Consider the following 18,080-nt stretch of genomic DNA (forward strand, 5'->3'; position numbering starts at 1 on the left):
CCGGCTATGGTATGGAGGCAATGAAGCCGGGCGCGGCGGCAGCGAGCGAACCAGCCACTTCACCGACCGCTTGGGCCAGCGGCATCCAACACGGGATCCGCCGCCCACACGGCCGGATCATCGCCCTTCCAGCAGGCGGTGTCCAAGGAAATCATCCAAATCGGGCGTGCTCAGGATCTTGTGCACGGTCTTCTCAACGTCGTATTCGAGCCGAACAAACTCCACCCGCCCGTCATCCACGATGCCGTAAGCTGCCCGCGGATCGCGATCGCGAGGCTGCCCCAGGCTCCCGACGTTGATGATCACCTTGTCGTCTTCAGCGATCTCATAAACACCGGGTTCCGCCAATTCGCCCGGCGACTCGAAATAAGGATCGTCCACAAAAACGCCCGGCACGTGGGTGTGACCGACGAAGCAAGCCACCTCATTGAACCGCTCGAAATTGGACATCAGTTTGGCCGGGTTGGAGTAGACGTCGTCACCAAAGAGGTACTCGTTCACGGGTCGCCGGGGCGACCCATGGACGAAGAGCATTCCCTCATAGACCAGGCGAGGGGGCAACTTTCCGAGGAACTCCCATCGCCGGTCTCGGATGGCCTTATTCGGCTCGTCCTCAAGCACCTGTCGCGTCCAGTAGCAAGCCCGCTCGGCACCGATGTTGAAGTTGAAGGGTTCGTAGAAGACGGCCGCATCGTGATTGCCGCAGATGCAATACTGGGCCCGCTCGATGATCAGATCGATACACTCCTTGGGGTTTGCGCCATATCCTACGATGTCGCCTAGACATACAATTGTCTTGATGCCTCGGCGGTCGATATCGGCGAGGACGACCTCAAGTGCCTCAATGTTGGAATGTATATCCGTAATAACAGCAAACATCCGTCTGTATCCCGTCATCTCGCAGGCCGGCAGCCGGCCGTGGGTCTATCCGGATCCTGCCCGAAGGCACATCCTCCAGCCGACTTATGCTAAACACAGACGGCCAATGACGCAAATGCCCACAAGCATGACACTTGGGCCAGCCGGGTTCATCCTGCGGGACTGTTCAAAGGGGACAGGATGGCCATAATGGGGTGCCCTCAGAGAGCGCGCGCGACCGGAATCAGTATGACCGGTCGGTAGAAGGTCCTCCTCGGAGGCGAAACCGGGAATGAGGCTCGGCATTTTGTCTGACCCCCACGGCAACGCAGCAATGGTTCATCGCGCCTTGGTATTGCTCGATGCCCGAGGTGCTGAGGCTTTTATCTTGTGCGGGGACATCGGTGGCCTGAACGTTCTGGAAGAGCTTGTCGGTCGTCGATGCTGGTTCGTGTGGGGCAATACGGACTGCCCCGACCCGACGTGGCGGGCCCAGGTCGAGTCAATGGGTTTACCTTGGCCAAATGGCCCCCTGGAGTTGCGGCTCGAGGGCAAGCGAATCGGCGTGTTTCATGGAAACGAAAAGGAATTCGTCAAGGCCTATGAGCGGGCAGACCGCGACTACCTGCTTTTCGGGCATACGCACCGGCGACACGACAGCCGCAGCGGTGGCATGCGAATCATCAATCCGGGCGCCCTTCATCGAGTCCGCGTGCCAACGGTGGCGCTGCTGGATCTGAGGACCGACGATCTGGAATTCATCGAAGTGGTGTAGAGAGACGGACGGATCTGCAATTCATGCGACAGCTTAGCAGAGAAGAGCAACAACGTGCATGTCGACTGCTGGCCGACCTGGTGCGGATTCCAAGCGTTGTCTCGACACCTGAGCAGGCCAATCGCGATCGGGCTGAGGAACGGATGGCGGAATACCTGACCGACCATTTGTCCCGGATGGGAATGCAGGTCGAACGACAAGAGGTCTTTCCGGGACGTCCCAATCTCATTGCCTACTGGCCGGGTCAAGGAACCGGCAAGCGGCTTGTTCTCTCCGCCCACATGGACACGGTGCCGACCGAGGGAATGACCGTAGATCCGTTCGCGGCTGAGATTCGCGGGGGACGCATGTACGGCCGCGGCACGTGCGACACGAAAGGATCGCTCGCCAGCCTGTTGACCGCCTTGGCCCTGGCACATGAAGCGGGACGGTTGCCCAGCGACCGGCTGTGCTTCGTGGCCACGGTGAGCGAAGAAACGGGCTGTGACGGCGCAACGGCTCTGGTGAGGTCGGGCTTCACCGCAGACGCGGCCATCGTCGGCGAGCCCACGAACTGCGAGGTCGTGACCGCCCATAAGAGCCCCCTGTGGCTGGAGATCGAAACGCACGGTCGTTCGTGTCACGCCTCACTACCGACTCAAGGTACAAACGCGATCGAGTTGATGGCCAGAGTGGTTGATTTCGTCGGGGACCCCTGGAAAAGGCACATCGGCCGTCGGTCTCACCCCCTTCTCGGGACCTCGACCTGCGTGGTGACCACCATCAACGGCGGGAGCAAGATCAATGTGATCCCGTCCAGTTGCCGCGCCCAGATCGACGGGCGATTCATTCCCGGCGAACCGGCGGACCGTATCGTCGCTGATTTCACGCGGATGCTGTCGGATTATCTGGGCGGTCGGGAGAAGTTCAGCATCCTGAGCCGGCGGACACACCCCCCGCTGGATTGTCCGGCAGACAAGCCGTTGCCCCGGAAGCTGCTGACTGTGTGCCGAGAGGCCAACGGACAAAGCGCCCCACGTGGAGTGAATTACTTTGCCGACACCGGACCGTTCAGCGAAGCGGGTATCGCCTCGCTGCTTTTCGGTCCGGGTGATATCGCCCAGGCTCACACGGCCGACGAATCCGTCGAGTTGGCCCAGGTCTACCAGGCCACGGAGATCATCCTCGCGCTGCTGACGAGCCACGCGGGGCGATCCATCATCGACGAATAGGCGCATGGCCGGAGCACGGGTCGATTGCCCGCCGACTTGCGAGTACCATAGCGCCGCCCTGGCGTTTGCGTGGTTGTGATTTCGCGCCGTGCTTGCAGAAAGGCAGGGAAACATGTTTTGCGGCCATTGGCTTGCGACTGTGAGTGTTCTTACGGTAACTGCAGCGGCAACGTCCACCGGCCAGGTATCGTTTGACATGGAACGGATGCAGCGTGCCGATCGACTGATTGAAGAAGCTATTGGGCGAAAAGAACTTCCCGGGGGGGTCCTGCTGGTTGGACAAGGCGACAGGACCGTCTATTTCAAAGCCTATGGTCTACGGACGTCCGACCCACAGCCCATTCCCATGACAAAAGACACGATCTTCGACATGGCTTCGGTCACAAAGACCGTGGCGTGCGCCACATCGATCATGATTCTCGTAGAACGTGGCAAGCTCGGTCTGGCGGACTCGGTGGCGAAACACATTCCCGCCTTCGGGGCCAACGGCAAGGAGAAGGTGACGGTCGAACAGCTACTGTTGCACCGAGGAGGCTTTGTTCCTGACAATCCCATGAAGGATTACGCTGACGGGCCTGTCAAGGCGTGGGAACGTATCTGGAACCTCGCGCCCGTCTACCCGCCGGGCACCGATTTCCGCTACAGCGACGTCGGCTATATCGTGCTGGGCGAACTGGTACGAGTCATCGACGGCCGACCGATTGACCGCTTCGCACGAGAGGAGGTTTTTCTTCCTCTGGGCATGAAGGACACCATGTATTGCCCGCCAGAGAGCCTGTGGTCTCGGTGTGCCCCGACCGAGAAACGCGACGGCAAATGGATGCAGGGCCAGGTGCACGACCCGCGGGCATGGGCCCTTGGCGGCGTCGCGGGGCACGCCGGGCTGTTCAGCACGGCCGAGGATCTGGCACGTTGGTGCCGAATGATCCTGCACAAGGGGGTGCTTGACGACAAGAGAATCCTTTCGCAAATGACCGTCGAAGCCATGACCTCGCAGCGATGCCTGCCCGGGGGGACAGGATGCCGTGGATACGGCTTCGACATGAGTACCAGCTATTCGTCGGCCCGGGGCGACCTCTTCCAGGCGGGCACGACTTTTGGTCACACCGGTTACACGGGCACGAGCTACTGGATCGATCCGACTCATGACTGTTACGTGATCCTGCTGACCAACCGCGTCCATCCCGACGATAAGGGCACGGTCACCGACCTGCGGCGGCAGGTGGCAACCGCCGTGGCGGCTGCGATCACCGGTAAAGCGTTTGGTCCGCCGGCGGAGGTGCTCTGCGGCATCGACATCCTCAAGCGTGATGGTTTCAAGCTGTTGGCCGGAAGGAAGGTTGCCCTGATCACAAACCACACCGGTCGCGATCGCGAGGGCAACCGAACAGTCGACCTGCTGTTCAAGGCGCCGGAGGTGAAACTCGTAAAGTTGTTTTCGCCGGAACACGGGCTCTACGGCACATTGGATGAGAAAGTGGGCCACACGGTCGACCAGGCGACCGGCCTCAAGGTGTACAGCCTTTACGGTGAGACAAGGCGCCCCACGCCGGAGATGCTGGAAGGCGTGGACGCGCTGGTCTACGACATTCAGGACATCGGGGCGAGGTTCTACACCTATTCGGCGACGCTTGGCTACGCCCTTGAAGCGGCTGCCAAGCACAAGCTCAAAATGGTGGTGCTCGATCGTCCGAACCCGATCACCGGCCTGATTGTGGACGGTCCTATTGCCGACAAGAATCGTTACGGTTTCACCGCCTACGGTCCGCTGCCGGTGGTCCACGGCATGACCTTCGGTGAGCTGGCCCGCATGTGCAACGTCGAGTACGACATCAATTGCGACCTGACGGTGGTAGAGCTTCAGGGCTGGCGTCGATCGATGTGGTGGGACGAAACCGGCCTGATGTGGATCAACCCCTCGCCGAACATGCGGAATCTGACGGAGGCGACGCTCTACCCTGCCATCTGCCTGTTGGAGGCAACCAATGTTTCCGTCGGCCGTGGCACGGATCAGCCGTTCGAGATCTTTGGCGCCCCTTGGATCGACGGCCGTAAGCTGGCGGCTTCGCTGAACGAGGCCGGCCTGCCGGGGCTACGGTTCATCCCCATTGAGTTCACTCCCACATCGAGCAAGTTTGCGAAGGAGAAATGCCAAGGAGTGTACGTGCTGGTCACGGACCGCCAGAACATCCGCATGGTCGAGTCGGGCTTGACGATCGCCTGGCACCTGAAGAAGCTCTTCGGCCCGGTGTTCGAGGTTGACAAGGTGATCAACCTGCTGGCCAACGCGGAAACGCTGAATAACCTGAAGACCGCTGAAACCCCGACGACGCTGCCGGCCGGCTGGCGCGGCTCTCTCAGCCGCTTCAGGGAGGTGCGACAGAAGTACCTGATCTACCAGAACTGACCGCCGCTTTGGACTGTTTTGTCCGGCTCCCGATCGACGAGAAGGTGTGGAATGACCTGGGGCGTATCCTTCGCACCTTGCGGTCACGAGGCCTGGCAGTACCCTTTGCCGATGCCCTGATTGCCACCGTGGCAATGGGCGGGGGCTTGCTGCTATGGACATACGATGCGCATTTTGTCGTTATCGCGTCTGCGCTGCCCGACCTGAGACTGTTCGACGGCCCTCGCATCTGACGGCGCCGCGCGTTGCCGTCCCCATTTGGCAATAGAGCCAAAATCGGTAGAATATGCGACTTCGTGGATGACGCCGCAAACGTGGCGGCAATTGATAGCTCATGGAGACGATCGATGTACAAAGTCGTATTACTGCGACACGGCGAAAGTGACTGGAACAAGCAGAACCGTTTCACGGGCTGGACCGACGTTGACCTGTCGGAGGTCGGGATCAAGGAGGCCGCCGAGGCCGGCGAGTTGCTCATGAAAGAGGGCTACACCTTCGACGTGGCCTACACCTCGGTGCTCAAGCGGGCGATTCGCACGCTGTGGATCGCGCTTGACAAGATGGACCTGATGTGGATCCCGGTGTACCGATCATGGCGGCTTAACGAGCGGCATTACGGGGCGCTGCAGGGTTTGAACAAGGCCGAGACCGCTGCGAAGTTCGGCGAGGACCAGGTAAAGATCTGGCGGCGTTCATATGACATCCCCCCGCCGCCACTGGAGAAAACGGATCCGCGGTATCCGGGCAACGACCCCCGCTACGCGGACCTGACCGAGGGCGCGCTGCCGCTGACCGAGTGCCTGAAAGACACAGTGGCGCGCTTCCTGCCCTACTGGCACGACGTCATCGCCCCGACGGTGAAGCTGGGCAAACGGGTGTTGATCGCCGCCCACGGCAACAGCTTGCGGGCGCTGGTCAAATACCTGGACAACGTCAGCGATAAGGACATCGTCGAACTCAACATACCGACCGGTATGCCCTTGGTGTATGAGCTGGACAAGGGCCTCAAGACCATCAAGAGCTACTACCTGGGCGACCCGGAGAAGGTGAAAGCCGCTATGGCCGCAGTGGCCGCTCAGGGGAAGGCGAAGAAGTAGAGGTCAGTCGCCTGTTCTCAGTTGTCAGTGGTGATGACTGAGAACTGTGATTCCTGCCGGGTTCGACGGCCGGGTTATCAGCGAAAGATGGGTGTCATGGCTGCAGGGGATGATGCAATCGAGGCCTTGCGCGACGCGTTGCGGGATGCACCGGACAACGTTCGCCTCCGGCAGCACCTGGCGGAGATGCTCTTGCGATATGGCCACACACAACAGGCTGTCGAGGAGTACCGGGAAACGCTCAATCGGTGCCCCGACGATCCAGGACTGAAGCTGGGGCTGGCCAACGCTTTCTACCGGGACGGCAAATACAGCCCTGCCCTCGTGATTGTCGAGGAACTGCTCAAGAGCCCATCCACCGCAGGCGAGGTCTATGTGCTGCACGCCCGCCTCCTCCTGCGGGCCGGTGACATCGATCGCGCTGTCCGGCAGTACCGTCGAGGCATCGAGCAGGATCCCGAGGCAGCCGACGATTCCCTGGAAGAAACGCTCGGACTGAACGGGGAGCCCGATTCCGAGGTGATCGACGGCCGGGTCCGCGTGCCCGGCGAGCAATCCTCATCCGGTCCGGACATAGAGTTGGAGCGGCCCCGGATCAACTTCGACGACGTCGGAGGGATGGAGGCGGTCAAAGAGGAAATCCGGCTGAAAATCATCCACCCCCTGAGCCACCGCGAGCTGTACGAAGCGTACGGCAAGCAGATTGGCGGAGGCATTCTTCTTTACGGTCCGCCCGGCTGCGGAAAGACGCATCTGGCTCGGGCGACGGCCGGCGAGATCAAAGCCGGGTTTCTGACGATCGGGATCAATGACGTTCTGGACATGTGGCTGGGCAACAGCGAGCGCAACCTTCACGAGGTGTTCCAGCATGCCCGGCAGCACAAGCCGTGCGTGCTCTTCTTCGACGAGGTGGATGCGCTCGGAGCCAGTCGGGCCGACCTGCGACAAAGCGCCGGCCGTCATCTGGTCAATCAGTTCCTCGCGGAACTGGACGGCGCCCAGTACAGCAACGACGGCGTCCTGATTCTGGCGGCCACCAACGCCCCGTGGCATCTCGATTCGGCATTCCGCCGGCCAGGGCGTTTCGACCGCATCATTTTTGTCCCGCCACCCGATTCTGTGGCCCGATCGGCGATTCTTCGCATACTGGTGCGAGGCAAACCCGCCGAGGAGATCGATTTCGATAAGTTGGCGGCCAAGACGAACGGGTTCTCGGGGGCAGATCTCAAGGCTCTCGTCGACCAGGCGATCGAACGCAAGCTCCAGGAAGCCATGCGGGCCGGTGTCCCGAAACCGATGACCACCAAAGACCTTCTGGCCGCCGTCGCCGCCGTACGGCCATCCACCAAGGAATGGTTCTCCACCGCCCGAAACCATGCCATCTATGCCAACCAGGGCGGGATCTACGACGACGTTCTGAAATACCTCAAGCTGTTATGAGCATTCATTTCGATAGAGCGTGGGTCCTGATCGAACAATCGCGGCCGGAATTGGCTGAGCAGGAGGCCCGGCGAGGTTTGGCCGAAAGCCCCGACGACGGGCGCGGACATGCGTTGCTGGCCCTGAGTCTCGCACAGCAGGAGAAACTCAAGGAGGCAACTGCGGCCGTTGAGACCGCCATCCACTCCGCCCCCGACGAGCCGTTTCCCCACTACGTCCGGGCAGCGATCCTGCACGACAGGAACCGTCCCGAGGAAGCTCTGGAGGCCATTCACGAGGCCATCAGGCTGGACCCCGAGAACGCCTACTACCACGCACTTCTCGGTCAGATCCGCTTGACGCAACGGCTGTGGCGAGAAGCATTGACCGCGGCGGAAGAGGGTCTGCGACTCGACCCGGAGCATGTGCAGGCCGCCAATGTGCGGGCGGCGGCGCTGGTCAAATTGGGCCGCAGGCTCGAGGCCGCCCAGGCACTCGATGCCGCCCTGGCCCGCGATCCCGATGACGCGAACACCCATGCCAATCGAGGATGGGCCTTCCTGCACGAGGGCAAGCATCGCCAGGCGTTGGAGAGCTTCCGTGAAGCCCTAAGGCGGACCGCCTTTTTGCGGACCGCAACCCAAGCGTTCTGCGATCCAGAAACATGCGCGCAAGCCGCACAGATATCTGGCCGTAAGGTTCTAAGGCTCGAACCTGGCAACGAGTGGGCCCGCCAGGGGATCGTGGAGTCTCTGAAGGCCAAGAACATCGTTTATGGGCTGATGCTCCGTTATTTCTTGTGGATGGGCTCGTTGTCCGGCAAGGCTCGTTGGGGGCTGATCCTGGGCGGGTACTTTGGGGCCAGGGCCCTCAGCAGCGTCGCCCGCAGCAACCCGCCGCTGGCACCGTTCATCGCCCCCTTCCTGATTCTCTACCTCGTTTTCGTCTTTCTAACGTGGACGGCCGGCCCGCTGTTTAACCTGCTCCTGCGCTTGAACCGTTTCGGACGACTCGCCCTGACGCGAGAGCAGATTGTTGCTTCCAACTGGGTTGGGGGCAGCCTCTTGCTGGCAGTCGCCTGCCTTGGGCTCGGGTTCGGCTTGCGCAGCAATAGCCTGCTCGTAGCCTCGTTCATATTTGGCCTGCTGTCAATGCCGCTGGCGGGCACGTTTGACTGCTCCCGCGGCTGGCCGAGAACGGCTATGGCCTTCTATACGGCCGTCATGGCCCTGACCGGCCTGGGCGCGGTTGCCTTATACGCGTGGAGCCGGACGCGCGATTCTGGGGCTTCCGCAGAAGCGATCAAAGGCCTGGTCAACAGCCTCGCAGTCGGTTTCGCAATCAGTTTCCTGGCATCCCCATGGATAGGCAATCTGTTGATGATGAACCGCGTCCGCGAGTAGAGCGTGATTGCCGGCCCACGCCGCCGCGCGGGCCGTTACCCCTCAGATCAGTCGGATGTGCGTGATCTCCGCCGGAGCATTGATCCGGACCGGGAACCAGTTGCCGACCCCCGCGCTGACCTCCAGGACACAATCGCCTCGCCGGTACTCCCCCCAGATATAGCGGAACAGCAGGCTGCCGCCTCCGATCGGCGTGTGCGATCCCGGCGGCGTGAGCATCAATTGCCCCCCGTGGGTGTGACCGGCCAACGTCAGGTCCACGCCACGGTCGGCCAGCGGGTCAAATGCGTGCGGATGGTGGGCCAGAGCAATGGTGAAGCGGTCTGAATCCGCACCGGCCAGGGTTCTGGTAACTCGACCTGTGTGACCTGGATCTTCGCCCCTCGGTTCGTCATAGCGAGACCAGAACAAGCCGGCGATCTGGATGGTCTCGCCGTCGATCAGCAGCGGGAGCATGCGGTCGAGCAGGAGAAACGGTTCCCGCCGATGAAGCTCCTGCACTGCTTTTTCGGGAGAATCAATAAGATCGTGATTGCCGACCACGATGAACCGCCCGCATCGCGACTCCATTTGAGCAAGGGCATCACAGGTGAGGGGCATGAAGTCAACGGAATGATCCACGAGGTCGCCGGTGACGGCGATGAGATCGCTCTTGAGTTGATTGACGGCGTCGATCAGCCGCGGCAAGTGCTCGGGCCGAAACAACCGACCGACGTGCAGGTCGCTGATATGCGTGATCGTCAGACCCCGCAGCCGATCCGGCAACCGCGGCATTCGCAGGGAAACACGGCGCACCTTGAACCGCCCCCCCTGCCATACGGCCAAGCCCAGAGACCCGCCGGCTACGATGACGGGGGCGACACCCACAGCCCCGAGGAGCAATTGTCGCCGCGACGGGTCCACCGGTTTTTCGAATGAATGAGAACCTGCGACTCGGGCTCTCACTCGTCGGAACATTGCCCAGAAACCGGCCAACGGCGCCCATACGGTCACCAGGAGAACCATGAGGAGGTGCCAGACCATGATCAGTGCGATGAGAACGAAGGGGTACGCATCCCAGAACCCCCGCAGGCCGACGAACACGAGAAGCAGAGGCGACAGCATCAGGGTCATGAATGCAGCCCAGCCCGACCGCAGGAGACGTCGGCGGGTCGTAGAACCGGTACGGCGGCCGCGACCTTGAAGCTGTCGATCGACCCACGCCCACCAGAACAGGTTGGCGAGCAGAAGCATGACAGCGATGAGCAGAAAGGTCGCACCCCAGAACACCGGCAGCCAGCCGAGGCGCACGCCGAGGAAATATGCAAGAATCAGGCCAATCGCGGCCAAAAGGATGGCTTCAAGCAGATGACCGTGCCTCTCACTCATACCACAGATGCCCCGCCGGCGCGGAACAGTCCAGGAATCCTAAGGCGGACCGCCTTTTTGCGGGCCGCAACCCAAGCCCACTGCCATCCAGACGCATGCGCGCGAGCCGCACAGATGTCCGGCTGAAAGGTTCTATTCTCCTTCTCCTACGCTCGAACAGATCAACGAGTTCAGAATGAAATCGCAGGGCACCTTTCGGGCTTGGACTCGTGCCTTCTGCTGCCCAACGGCCCGTCGAAGCCTCTCTGGGAATCGGGGCGAGCCGCTCGAACAAGGCTGGGAGTCACCAGACTCAAATCCGAGATTCGGGACCGCAAACCGGGGACTCAAGGTCTGCAGTACCTTGCCCGAGATCCGCAAATTGAAATCAGCAACCCGTCCGCGTTGCCGTCTGTAACGTCGAAGCTCAGTGCATCTCCGCTTCGCAGGTTCCAAGGCCCTTGCGGTAGTAATTGAACTGGACGTTCGGGTGCTGGGCGAGCAGGGACATCGGAACCGAGGTGTCGACGATTTCCTTCGAAATCATAAAGGCCGTAAGGCGTTGCCCGAAGGGATTGTCGTGGGTGCCAGCCTGCCAGATGGACACGCGGCCGGCTTTCCATGTCTCAACCGGGCCGACGCTGATGGCCTTCGTCGGGACACCGGCCACATTGCCGCCACCGGAGGTTCGAGCATTCTGCATGAGGGTGGCGGGGTGCAGATCCACGACCCGCGTCGTGAGCTTTCGATACACCTCGGGCGGCGGCGGCTCATCGACATACGGCGCTTCGCGCTTGGGTGGATCATTGAAAGCCCAGTGCTTGATCTCGCCTTGGCCGCCTTGCATGACCGCACATCGCACCTTTTCCCAGCTCTTGATGTAAGCGGTCGGATCGGCCTTGGGGAAATGGATGTTCGACTCCGGCATCCGCAGGTCGGGACGTATACGATTGAAGCACAGTTCCCGATCGGCCTTGGCAAATGATAAAGGGTGCGTTTCGGGCACTTCTCGGCCGTCCTTGTACCACTCATCCATGCCCCAGAAGTGAGCATGCTTGAGATTCAGTTCGAGGGCATTGACGAGACGAGCCACCAAGGGAAGCTGTTCCGTGGGGCCGATGGGACCGCAGATGCCAACCGGCTGGCTCTCGGTGGCCTGCCGCCACGCCTCGATGTATTCGAGGGCTTCTGCCAGATAGAACTCCTCCAGCGTGTCGTACATCACGACACGGAAGCCGTCTCGCGACAGCCTGCTCACGTCGTCGACGGTCAGTCGAGCCACCTCCTCAAGCAGTTCTTCGGGCAGCGTCGTGTAGTCCCACCAGTCTGGGGCAATCGAACTCAATTTGCGAGCCATGTGGCAACCTCCTGAAAACCCGAACTCAAGGAGGTCAGGATAAGGACTCGGGGGCGTGCTGACAATTCTGCCGAAGTCGACAAGGTGAGCGCCCCGCGGTCCACCGCAGACCTCTGCCCAGTGCGGTCGTCGGCGCCCCCGGCAACCTCCAAGGCCTGAATCACCCCTCACTCCTGCTGCCACGGAACACCCAATAAGACCCCCCAGGATTTTCCGATGACTCAACCCACCGGGCATGATCGACCTTTTCGCCGCTCCCGTGTGATCATCTGCACACCAACGGGCTGTCGAGGACCGAATGGGGCAACCACTTCACAGTCCGCCTCGAATCAAAACCTGAAGCGACCCCGTGCAACCACGGCCCGCCGAGTTGGTGCAACAGGCGGTTTCGCGCTCGCGAGAGCGACAAAAAAGCAAAGGGGGTAAACACCCGAATTCATTGAGGTCGGCAAAACTACTCATTCCGTGGTCGATTAATGCAAGGAGGTTCTGACCAAATGTTTGGATAGAAGGTATTATCCATTAATTACTTAGGTTAATTCCTAAACCTCAAATATCCCTTGGCTTATAGGCCTTTCGGCCAACCGGCCGGACGGAGTTTCCGCCGGAGAAGGCACTAGCAGAAAAAACCGGATTCGCTACAATGGAATAATGGAAGTTGAATCTGGAGTTCAACGAGAGTCAAGTCCAACTGAAGGTGCTTGTTAACATGGCTGTAAGACATCATATCAAAGTGCTCGTGGTGGACGACGATCCACAGGTCTGCAAGATGATCAGCACGAGCTTGAAGGATCACGGCTATCATGTGCAGTCTTACTCTCAACCGAGGCAGGCTTTGCAGGCCGTTCGGAAAGCCCCGTTCGACATGGCGATCATTGACATCAAAATGCCGGACCTGAATGGCCTAGAAATAGTTGAGAAAATCAAGGCTGAGGATCCGCGTATTGCCCCGATTGTCATGACAGCCTATCCAGACATTCAGACAGCGGCCGAGACCATGCGGCTGGGCAGCCGTGACTACCTGTGCAAGCCGTTCAAGGAGGAAGACCTGCTCAAGGCGGTTGAGCGAATCGCGCAGGAGATGGGCTTGGTTTACACGAACGAGCAGGAGCTTAACCGGCTTATCGGCCAGCGCATCCGTCAGGAGAGGCTCAAGCAGAGCCTGACTCTTCGTCAGCTTTCAGAGCGGGCGGAACTGACTACTTCGCAGCTTTCGCAGGTGGAGTTGGGCAAGAATGCAGCCAGTATCTGGGCCCTGGCACGGATCAGCTCGTCGCTGGGCAAACAGTTATGTGAACTCTTGGCCGGTCTGTGAGTCTGCGTTTCCCGGAACATTAGAATCCGGAACCGCTGGTTGGGCGACGAATTCGGGAGGTTTGCCCTTGGTTTGGCGGGCAGACCTCCTTGCTTTTTGTCCGGTGTTGAGGAACATGATCCGGCAAGATGAGTAAAGCCAAGACCAGGACGGCAAAGCCGAAGAACAAGGCGCTGGCCTTTGCGAAGGAGGCAGCCCGTATTGCCTCGGACAACCACACCGAGGACATTGTGATTCTGGACCTGAGAGGGCTGTCTTCGGTTGCGGATTTCTTTGTCATCGGTACCGGCACCTCGGACCGCCAGATGCGGGCGACCTGCGACGATATTGAAGAATATGCGAGGACGATCGGAGAGAAGCCGTATAGTGTCAGCGGCTACGACACGGCCACGTGGCTTCTTGCGGACTATGTGGATGTCGTCATCCATCTTTTCGACGCCGAGAAGCGGAAGTACTACGACCTCGAGCTTCTTTGGGGCGATGCCCCGCGAGTGAACTGGGAATAGACCTCGCTGCCAGAAGAATCAATGAACGCAATCAGCCGACTGCTGGATGGTGAGCCGCTTTCTGTCACACTTCAGGAGCAGGCAGCAGGCGAACTCGGAGGAACCTGCGGGTTTGCGGTTTACCCGGCGTCGGTAGAGTCAACCGGAACCATCGTTGTGGCCCTCGGCAAGGAGGGGCGCTCGCGCCGATTGATACTGGCCTGCAGGAGAGGCAAGCTCGGAGCCTTCGGCTCGTTGTCTCCCGAACACAGGAGGAGTGCGGGAGACGTGCAGGTGACGGTCGTGTCGGCCGGCCCCGATGCGGCGTCTGCGTTGCGGGAGGCGGTTCCCTGGACCTCGCCGCGGCTGTGCGGCCCGGCAACATCGGTCGGTCTCGGCGACCGGCTTGGATTGGCGACGCCCGGCCACCTCCTGGCGGTGCAGGACCAGGGTTGTGTACCTTTTCCGGCACAGCAGTCCATTCGCGAGATGACCCGCACGCAAAGAACGCCGCAGGAGGTCATGGACGACGCGGTCTGGGGAGTTTTTCAGGCCGGCTGGAGAGGAGGTTTCGGGAGTGATGCGGACCATCTCAAAACGACTGCGGATATCGACGCGACCGCGGCAGCGGGTTTCACGATGTTCACGATCGATCCCGGCGAGCATGTCTGCAGCGAAGCCGATACGATGTCCGCGGCCGCCGCTTCAATGGCCGCGAACGCCCTCCCCTGGGCCGACCTGGAGACCAGCGAGGAAGACCTGCGACGGCGGTACCTCAACCGGCGATTTCCCCTGGTGGGTCGAGGTGACGTTCGTTTCACCGAGGAAACGTTGTTGCGTGCGGCCGTGAAATATGGCCGTGCGATCGCGCACACGGCTGCGATGTACCGGCATCTGGTTGCCAGACTTGGGATCGGCCGGTTCGAGCTGGAGGTGTCCGTCGACGAGACGGATGCACCGACATCGGAAGCGGAACACTATCTGGTGGCGGCGGAGCTCAAGCGACTTGGCGTCCGGTGGGTGAGTCTGGCGCCCCGATTCATCGGGGCTTTCGAGAAAGGCGTCGATTACAGGGGTGATTTGAAGGCTTTTGAGCAGTCATACGCGGCGCATGCGGCTATCGCCCGGACGCTTGGGCCCTACAAGCTCAGCCTGCACTCGGGAAGCGACAAGTTTTCGGTGTATCCGATCGCCGCGAGGCTCTCCGAGGGCTTGATCCATCTCAAGACCGCCGGTACGAGCTATCTCGAGGCTCTTCGAGTCATCGCCAGAGTGAACTCCGACCTTTTCAGGCGGATTGTGAGCTTCGCTCTCGAACGTTTTGATGCCGACAAGGCCAGCTACCATATCTCGGCTCGCATCGAACGGGTGCCTCGCCCTGACGATCTGAAGGATGCGGAACTCGAATGCCTCCTCGACTCCGACGACGGGCGGCAACTGCTGCATGTCACGTATGGGTCGGTGTTGACCGCCGCCAACCCGGACGGCAGTCACCGTTTTCGCCAGGAGGTTCGCGAGACGCTGATCGATCACGAAAAGGAGCACTATGCGGTCCTAGCGGGGCACATACGAAGGCACGTGGTGCCATTCGGCTGGGGACGGGGGGCGCAAGGCGCGGGGCGGGGGAGGTGAAAGAGCACTATTGCCAGGGTTACTCCGGCAGTCGCCTCAAGAGAGTCCGAATCCGGCGATTGGGGCACCGCAATCGGCCATGCAGATCTTGTGCCGCCTGGGCTGTCTGTGAATATAGTTCGCGCGCAGGGATAGGCTGCGTTTCCAACTCCGCGGCGACCCCATTGCGGTCAGCAGATGATTTCTGAAGCGTGCCGTTACTCTACACGTGACCCTGGGCAATTGTGCCGGGGATCGATACCGGATGCTCTCTTCATTTGACTGCCACGGCCAAGTTACTCGTGCCTTGGCAACCCCCGGGAGAGCCGGTAGTCTGCCTTGCAGATCTCGATTCCTCCCTTCCACACATCCGGATCGGGGCGGCTCCGAATACTGGCCATATGACATCCTCTCCAATGCGCCCGTGACACCCTTGCTGGGGCATACGCAGTGCTCTCAACCCAGTTCCTTTCCTCTTTTTTCCTTCGGCGCCGGTCTCCAGGTCCCTCACTGTGACGACAGCTTCAGCGCTTGGTCCAGTAGTCCACCACACAGACTCTATCGAGATGCGGGCCGACGACGGAGCCGATCCTTTGCGCCGAAGGATGCCAACCGGCGCTTCCATGCCTCCATCGAGCGGCACAGATGTTTTTCAAACGCTGTGCGGCCAATTTGCAAAGGTTCAGTAATTACAGGATATGGCAGGCCTCGGTCGCTGAAGCGACCTCGGCGCTGCCCTACCGAGCCAGGGTCTTCCGGCCGAGGATTCGCATCGCATTGACGGTGAATGCGGAAAGGATTCTGCGGCGAGAGGCGACACGGAAAGGATTCCCGGCCAAGCAAGGCCAACTCGCGCTCTCTTGCGGGATCGGACAGGGACGTTTAGGCTTGCCGACAGCAGGGCCGCGCATTGATACAGCCCGTCAGGCAAGTCGCCGATGAGGGCGTCTGCCAGGGGGATGTGACCATGGGACGGATCTTGCGATATGCCTGGGCCGGACCCGCCTCGCTGCTTGGGATTCTGTTCGTCCCGCTTGCTCTGGTGAGCGGAGGGGGCGTCTGCATCATTGATGGCGTGGTCGAAGTTCATGGGGGCATCGTTGCGCGTCTGCTTCGACTCGGCGTGGTTTGGGGCCGACCAGCCATGGCCCTCACGCTGGGACACGTGGTGCTGGGCTGTGACGCGGTCTGCCTGTCCAAGACGCGGGCGCATGAACGGGTGCATGTCGGCCAATACGAGCGGTGGGGCCCGCTGTTCATCCCTTTGTATCTAGGAGCCAGCCTGGTGGTCTTGGTCGCCGGCCGTGATCCGTACCGAGGCAACCCTTTCGAGCGTGAGGCTTTTATGCAGCAAGGCCCCTGACAAGCAAGGCAGGGGTCGGGCTGGAACCTGACTTCGTCGCGCCCGAGGGTGACCGCGAAGGTGGCGGGCCCGTGACAGAAGCGGCGGCACTTCTGGCGGCTGACCCGGTTGTCGTGAACGCAAGCCAGACCACTTCAGCGGTCTTACCCGAAGGGCAAACAGGCCGGTCGTTTTACGACTGATTCACGGTCGGTCAATCCCCCTTCACCGTGTTACCCCAACAAGCCGGTTCCAACGGGCCTGTCCTTGTCAGGTAAGCCCATCGAAACGGGCTGAGACCACAGAAAGGAAGAAGAACCCCTGGCGACCACCGACCGGCCGTATGAGGGCCGGCCTATCAGCCCGCCTTTAGCGGGAAGACCCGCTGAAGGGCCTTGATTGCCCAACCTGGACCGGTCGGCATGCCCGCCCAGACTGTCACGCGTCCCAAGGTGGCCGACGAGCCCAGAACGGCTTGACATGCGGGTAGTACCTGATGTAGAGATATAGTGTCCTTTGTGTCGGGCGGCAGGTGTTCGGATGGAAGCCAAGCTGTCGTGACCTGGCAGGCTTGAGATTCCCATTCGTCCGGATACCGGGATGGCCCGCGTACCCGTCGACTGGGTTCTCACTGCTATCAAGACGCGGCTGAGGCGCGCTGTGCGCGAGTACATCAGCAACATATTCTCGCCGTCGAGGCCATCTTGATCGGCCGGCAAATCGTGATCACCAGCCCGAGGTGGAAAGACCTAGACAAATGGATCGACGCCGGCCTTTTCGGAAGGGTGGACGCGACTGCAGGACCAGACTAAGGCTCGGATCGTCGCCGCCGAGCCCGAGGCAGCGAAGACCCGGCCGCGGAGAGCGCTGGTGTGAACCATGGCACCCGAAGAGATTGCGGACATCCTGCAGGCAACGTTTGGAGACGCAGTGGGTGTGACTGAGGTGAGAAGCGGCCATCCGTCGGTCAGTGTGGCGGCGCACCGATGGCATGAGATCGCACTGTTCTTGCGCGATGACGATCGGTTACGCCTCAACATGCTGCGATGCGTCAGCGGTGTTGATCTACCTGAGCAGAATCAGATTGAGATTATCTACGACCTGACGTCGCTTCGACCACCGCGAGTCGTGGGATCATACTGGACGGGCGACAACGAGATTGCCATCCGGGTCAGGGTTCCGCGGGAAGGCGGCCGTATACCTTCGGCCGCCGACGTCTGGCCGGCGGCGGACTGGCACGAGCGCGAAGTCTTCGACATGTTGGGGGTCAGGTTCGACGGGCACCCGAGCCTGCGGGAGATTATGCGACCGGAGGATTGGAAGGACCATACGCTGCGAAAGGACACCGCGTTTCCAGAGGGCTGATCGACGCGTGGGCGGCAGATTCGGCGGTTCTGAGCACACCGCGATATTCATCCCACGCGAGACTGTTGTTCCGCCATCACGGCCCGGC

15 protein-coding genes are annotated in these 18,080 nt (G+C 60.9%); 12 read left to right on the top strand and 3 right to left on the bottom strand.

Annotation, left to right across the window (positions count from 1 at the left end; all coding sequences use genetic code 11):
* Window positions 1-117: 117 nt before the first annotated feature.
* On the bottom strand, window positions 118-879 hold the full coding sequence (locus PLL20_04175; GenBank protein ID HPD29167.1) for a metallophosphoesterase family protein: 762 nt from the start codon (window positions 877-879) through the stop codon (window positions 118-120).
* 271 nt (window positions 880-1,150) lie between these two features.
* Between PLL20_04175 and PLL20_04180 the strand changes: the two genes are divergently transcribed.
* The 7 genes from PLL20_04180 (at window position 1,151) to PLL20_04210 (ending at window position 9,170) form a co-directional block, all read left to right on the top strand.
* A complete protein-coding gene (locus PLL20_04180) occupies window positions 1,151-1,633 on the top strand; it encodes a metallophosphoesterase family protein (protein ID HPD29168.1) in 483 nt (160 codons plus the stop codon).
* Window positions 1,634-1,656: 23 nt separating this feature from the next.
* Entirely contained in the window at window positions 1,657-2,844 is a 1,188-nt protein-coding gene (locus tag PLL20_04185) for a M20 family metallopeptidase (GenBank protein HPD29169.1), read from the top strand.
* A gap of 205 nt (window positions 2,845-3,049) precedes the next feature.
* Window positions 3,050-5,251 (top strand): DUF1343 domain-containing protein, encoded by a 2,202-nt coding sequence (locus PLL20_04190; protein HPD29170.1) that lies wholly within the window; start codon window positions 3,050-3,052, stop codon window positions 5,249-5,251.
* Window positions 5,252-5,259: 8 nt separating this feature from the next.
* Complete coding sequence (locus tag PLL20_04195; GenBank protein ID HPD29171.1) at window positions 5,260-5,484, top strand: hypothetical protein; 225 nt, start codon at window positions 5,260-5,262, stop codon at window positions 5,482-5,484.
* A 114-nt stretch (window positions 5,485-5,598) separates the two neighbouring features.
* A complete protein-coding gene (gene gpmA / locus PLL20_04200; protein ID HPD29172.1) occupies window positions 5,599-6,348 on the top strand; it encodes a 2,3-diphosphoglycerate-dependent phosphoglycerate mutase in 750 nt (249 codons plus the stop codon).
* A 96-nt stretch (window positions 6,349-6,444) separates the two neighbouring features.
* Complete coding sequence (locus tag PLL20_04205) at window positions 6,445-7,788, top strand: AAA family ATPase (GenBank protein ID HPD29173.1); 1,344 nt, start codon at window positions 6,445-6,447, stop codon at window positions 7,786-7,788.
* Window positions 7,785-9,170 (top strand): tetratricopeptide repeat protein, encoded by a 1,386-nt coding sequence (locus PLL20_04210; GenBank protein HPD29174.1) that lies wholly within the window; start codon window positions 7,785-7,787, stop codon window positions 9,168-9,170. Before PLL20_04205 ends, PLL20_04210 begins: the two co-directional genes overlap by 4 nt.
* A gap of 42 nt (window positions 9,171-9,212) precedes the next feature.
* On the opposite strand, the gene PLL20_04215 is transcribed toward PLL20_04210, so the two are convergent.
* Window positions 9,213-10,538, bottom strand: a complete 1,326-nt coding sequence (locus PLL20_04215; protein HPD29175.1) for a metallophosphoesterase — start codon at window positions 10,536-10,538, stop codon at window positions 9,213-9,215.
* 406 nt (window positions 10,539-10,944) lie between these two features.
* On the bottom strand, window positions 10,945-11,874 hold the full coding sequence (locus PLL20_04220; protein ID HPD29176.1) for a glucosamine-6-phosphate isomerase: 930 nt from the start codon (window positions 11,872-11,874) through the stop codon (window positions 10,945-10,947).
* A gap of 709 nt (window positions 11,875-12,583) precedes the next feature.
* Here PLL20_04220 and PLL20_04225 point away from each other — a divergent pair.
* The 5 genes from PLL20_04225 to PLL20_04245 all read left to right on the top strand — a co-directional run bounded on the left by PLL20_04225 (window position 12,584) and on the right by PLL20_04245 (window position 17,992).
* Window positions 12,584-13,189, top strand: a complete 606-nt coding sequence (locus tag PLL20_04225) for a response regulator (protein ID HPD29177.1) — start codon at window positions 12,584-12,586, stop codon at window positions 13,187-13,189.
* A gap of 128 nt (window positions 13,190-13,317) precedes the next feature.
* Window positions 13,318-13,695, top strand: a complete 378-nt coding sequence (gene rsfS / locus PLL20_04230; protein HPD29178.1) for a ribosome silencing factor — start codon at window positions 13,318-13,320, stop codon at window positions 13,693-13,695.
* 21 nt (window positions 13,696-13,716) lie between these two features.
* Window positions 13,717-15,306, top strand: a complete 1,590-nt coding sequence (locus PLL20_04235; GenBank protein HPD29179.1) for a tagaturonate epimerase family protein — start codon at window positions 13,717-13,719, stop codon at window positions 15,304-15,306.
* A 946-nt stretch (window positions 15,307-16,252) separates the two neighbouring features.
* Window positions 16,253-16,648 carry a hypothetical protein gene (locus PLL20_04240; GenBank protein HPD29180.1) on the top strand — a complete coding sequence of 132 codons (396 nt, stop codon included), beginning with the start codon at window positions 16,253-16,255 and terminating at the stop codon, window positions 16,646-16,648.
* 858 nt (window positions 16,649-17,506) lie between these two features.
* Complete coding sequence (locus PLL20_04245; GenBank protein ID HPD29181.1) at window positions 17,507-17,992, top strand: NADH-quinone oxidoreductase subunit C; 486 nt, start codon at window positions 17,507-17,509, stop codon at window positions 17,990-17,992.
* Window positions 17,993-18,080 lie beyond the last annotated feature (88 nt).

The sequence above is a fragment of the Phycisphaerae bacterium genome, from assembly GCA_035384605.1.
In the GTDB taxonomy this organism is placed as follows: Bacteria; Planctomycetota; Phycisphaerae; order UBA1845; family PWPN01; genus JAUCQB01.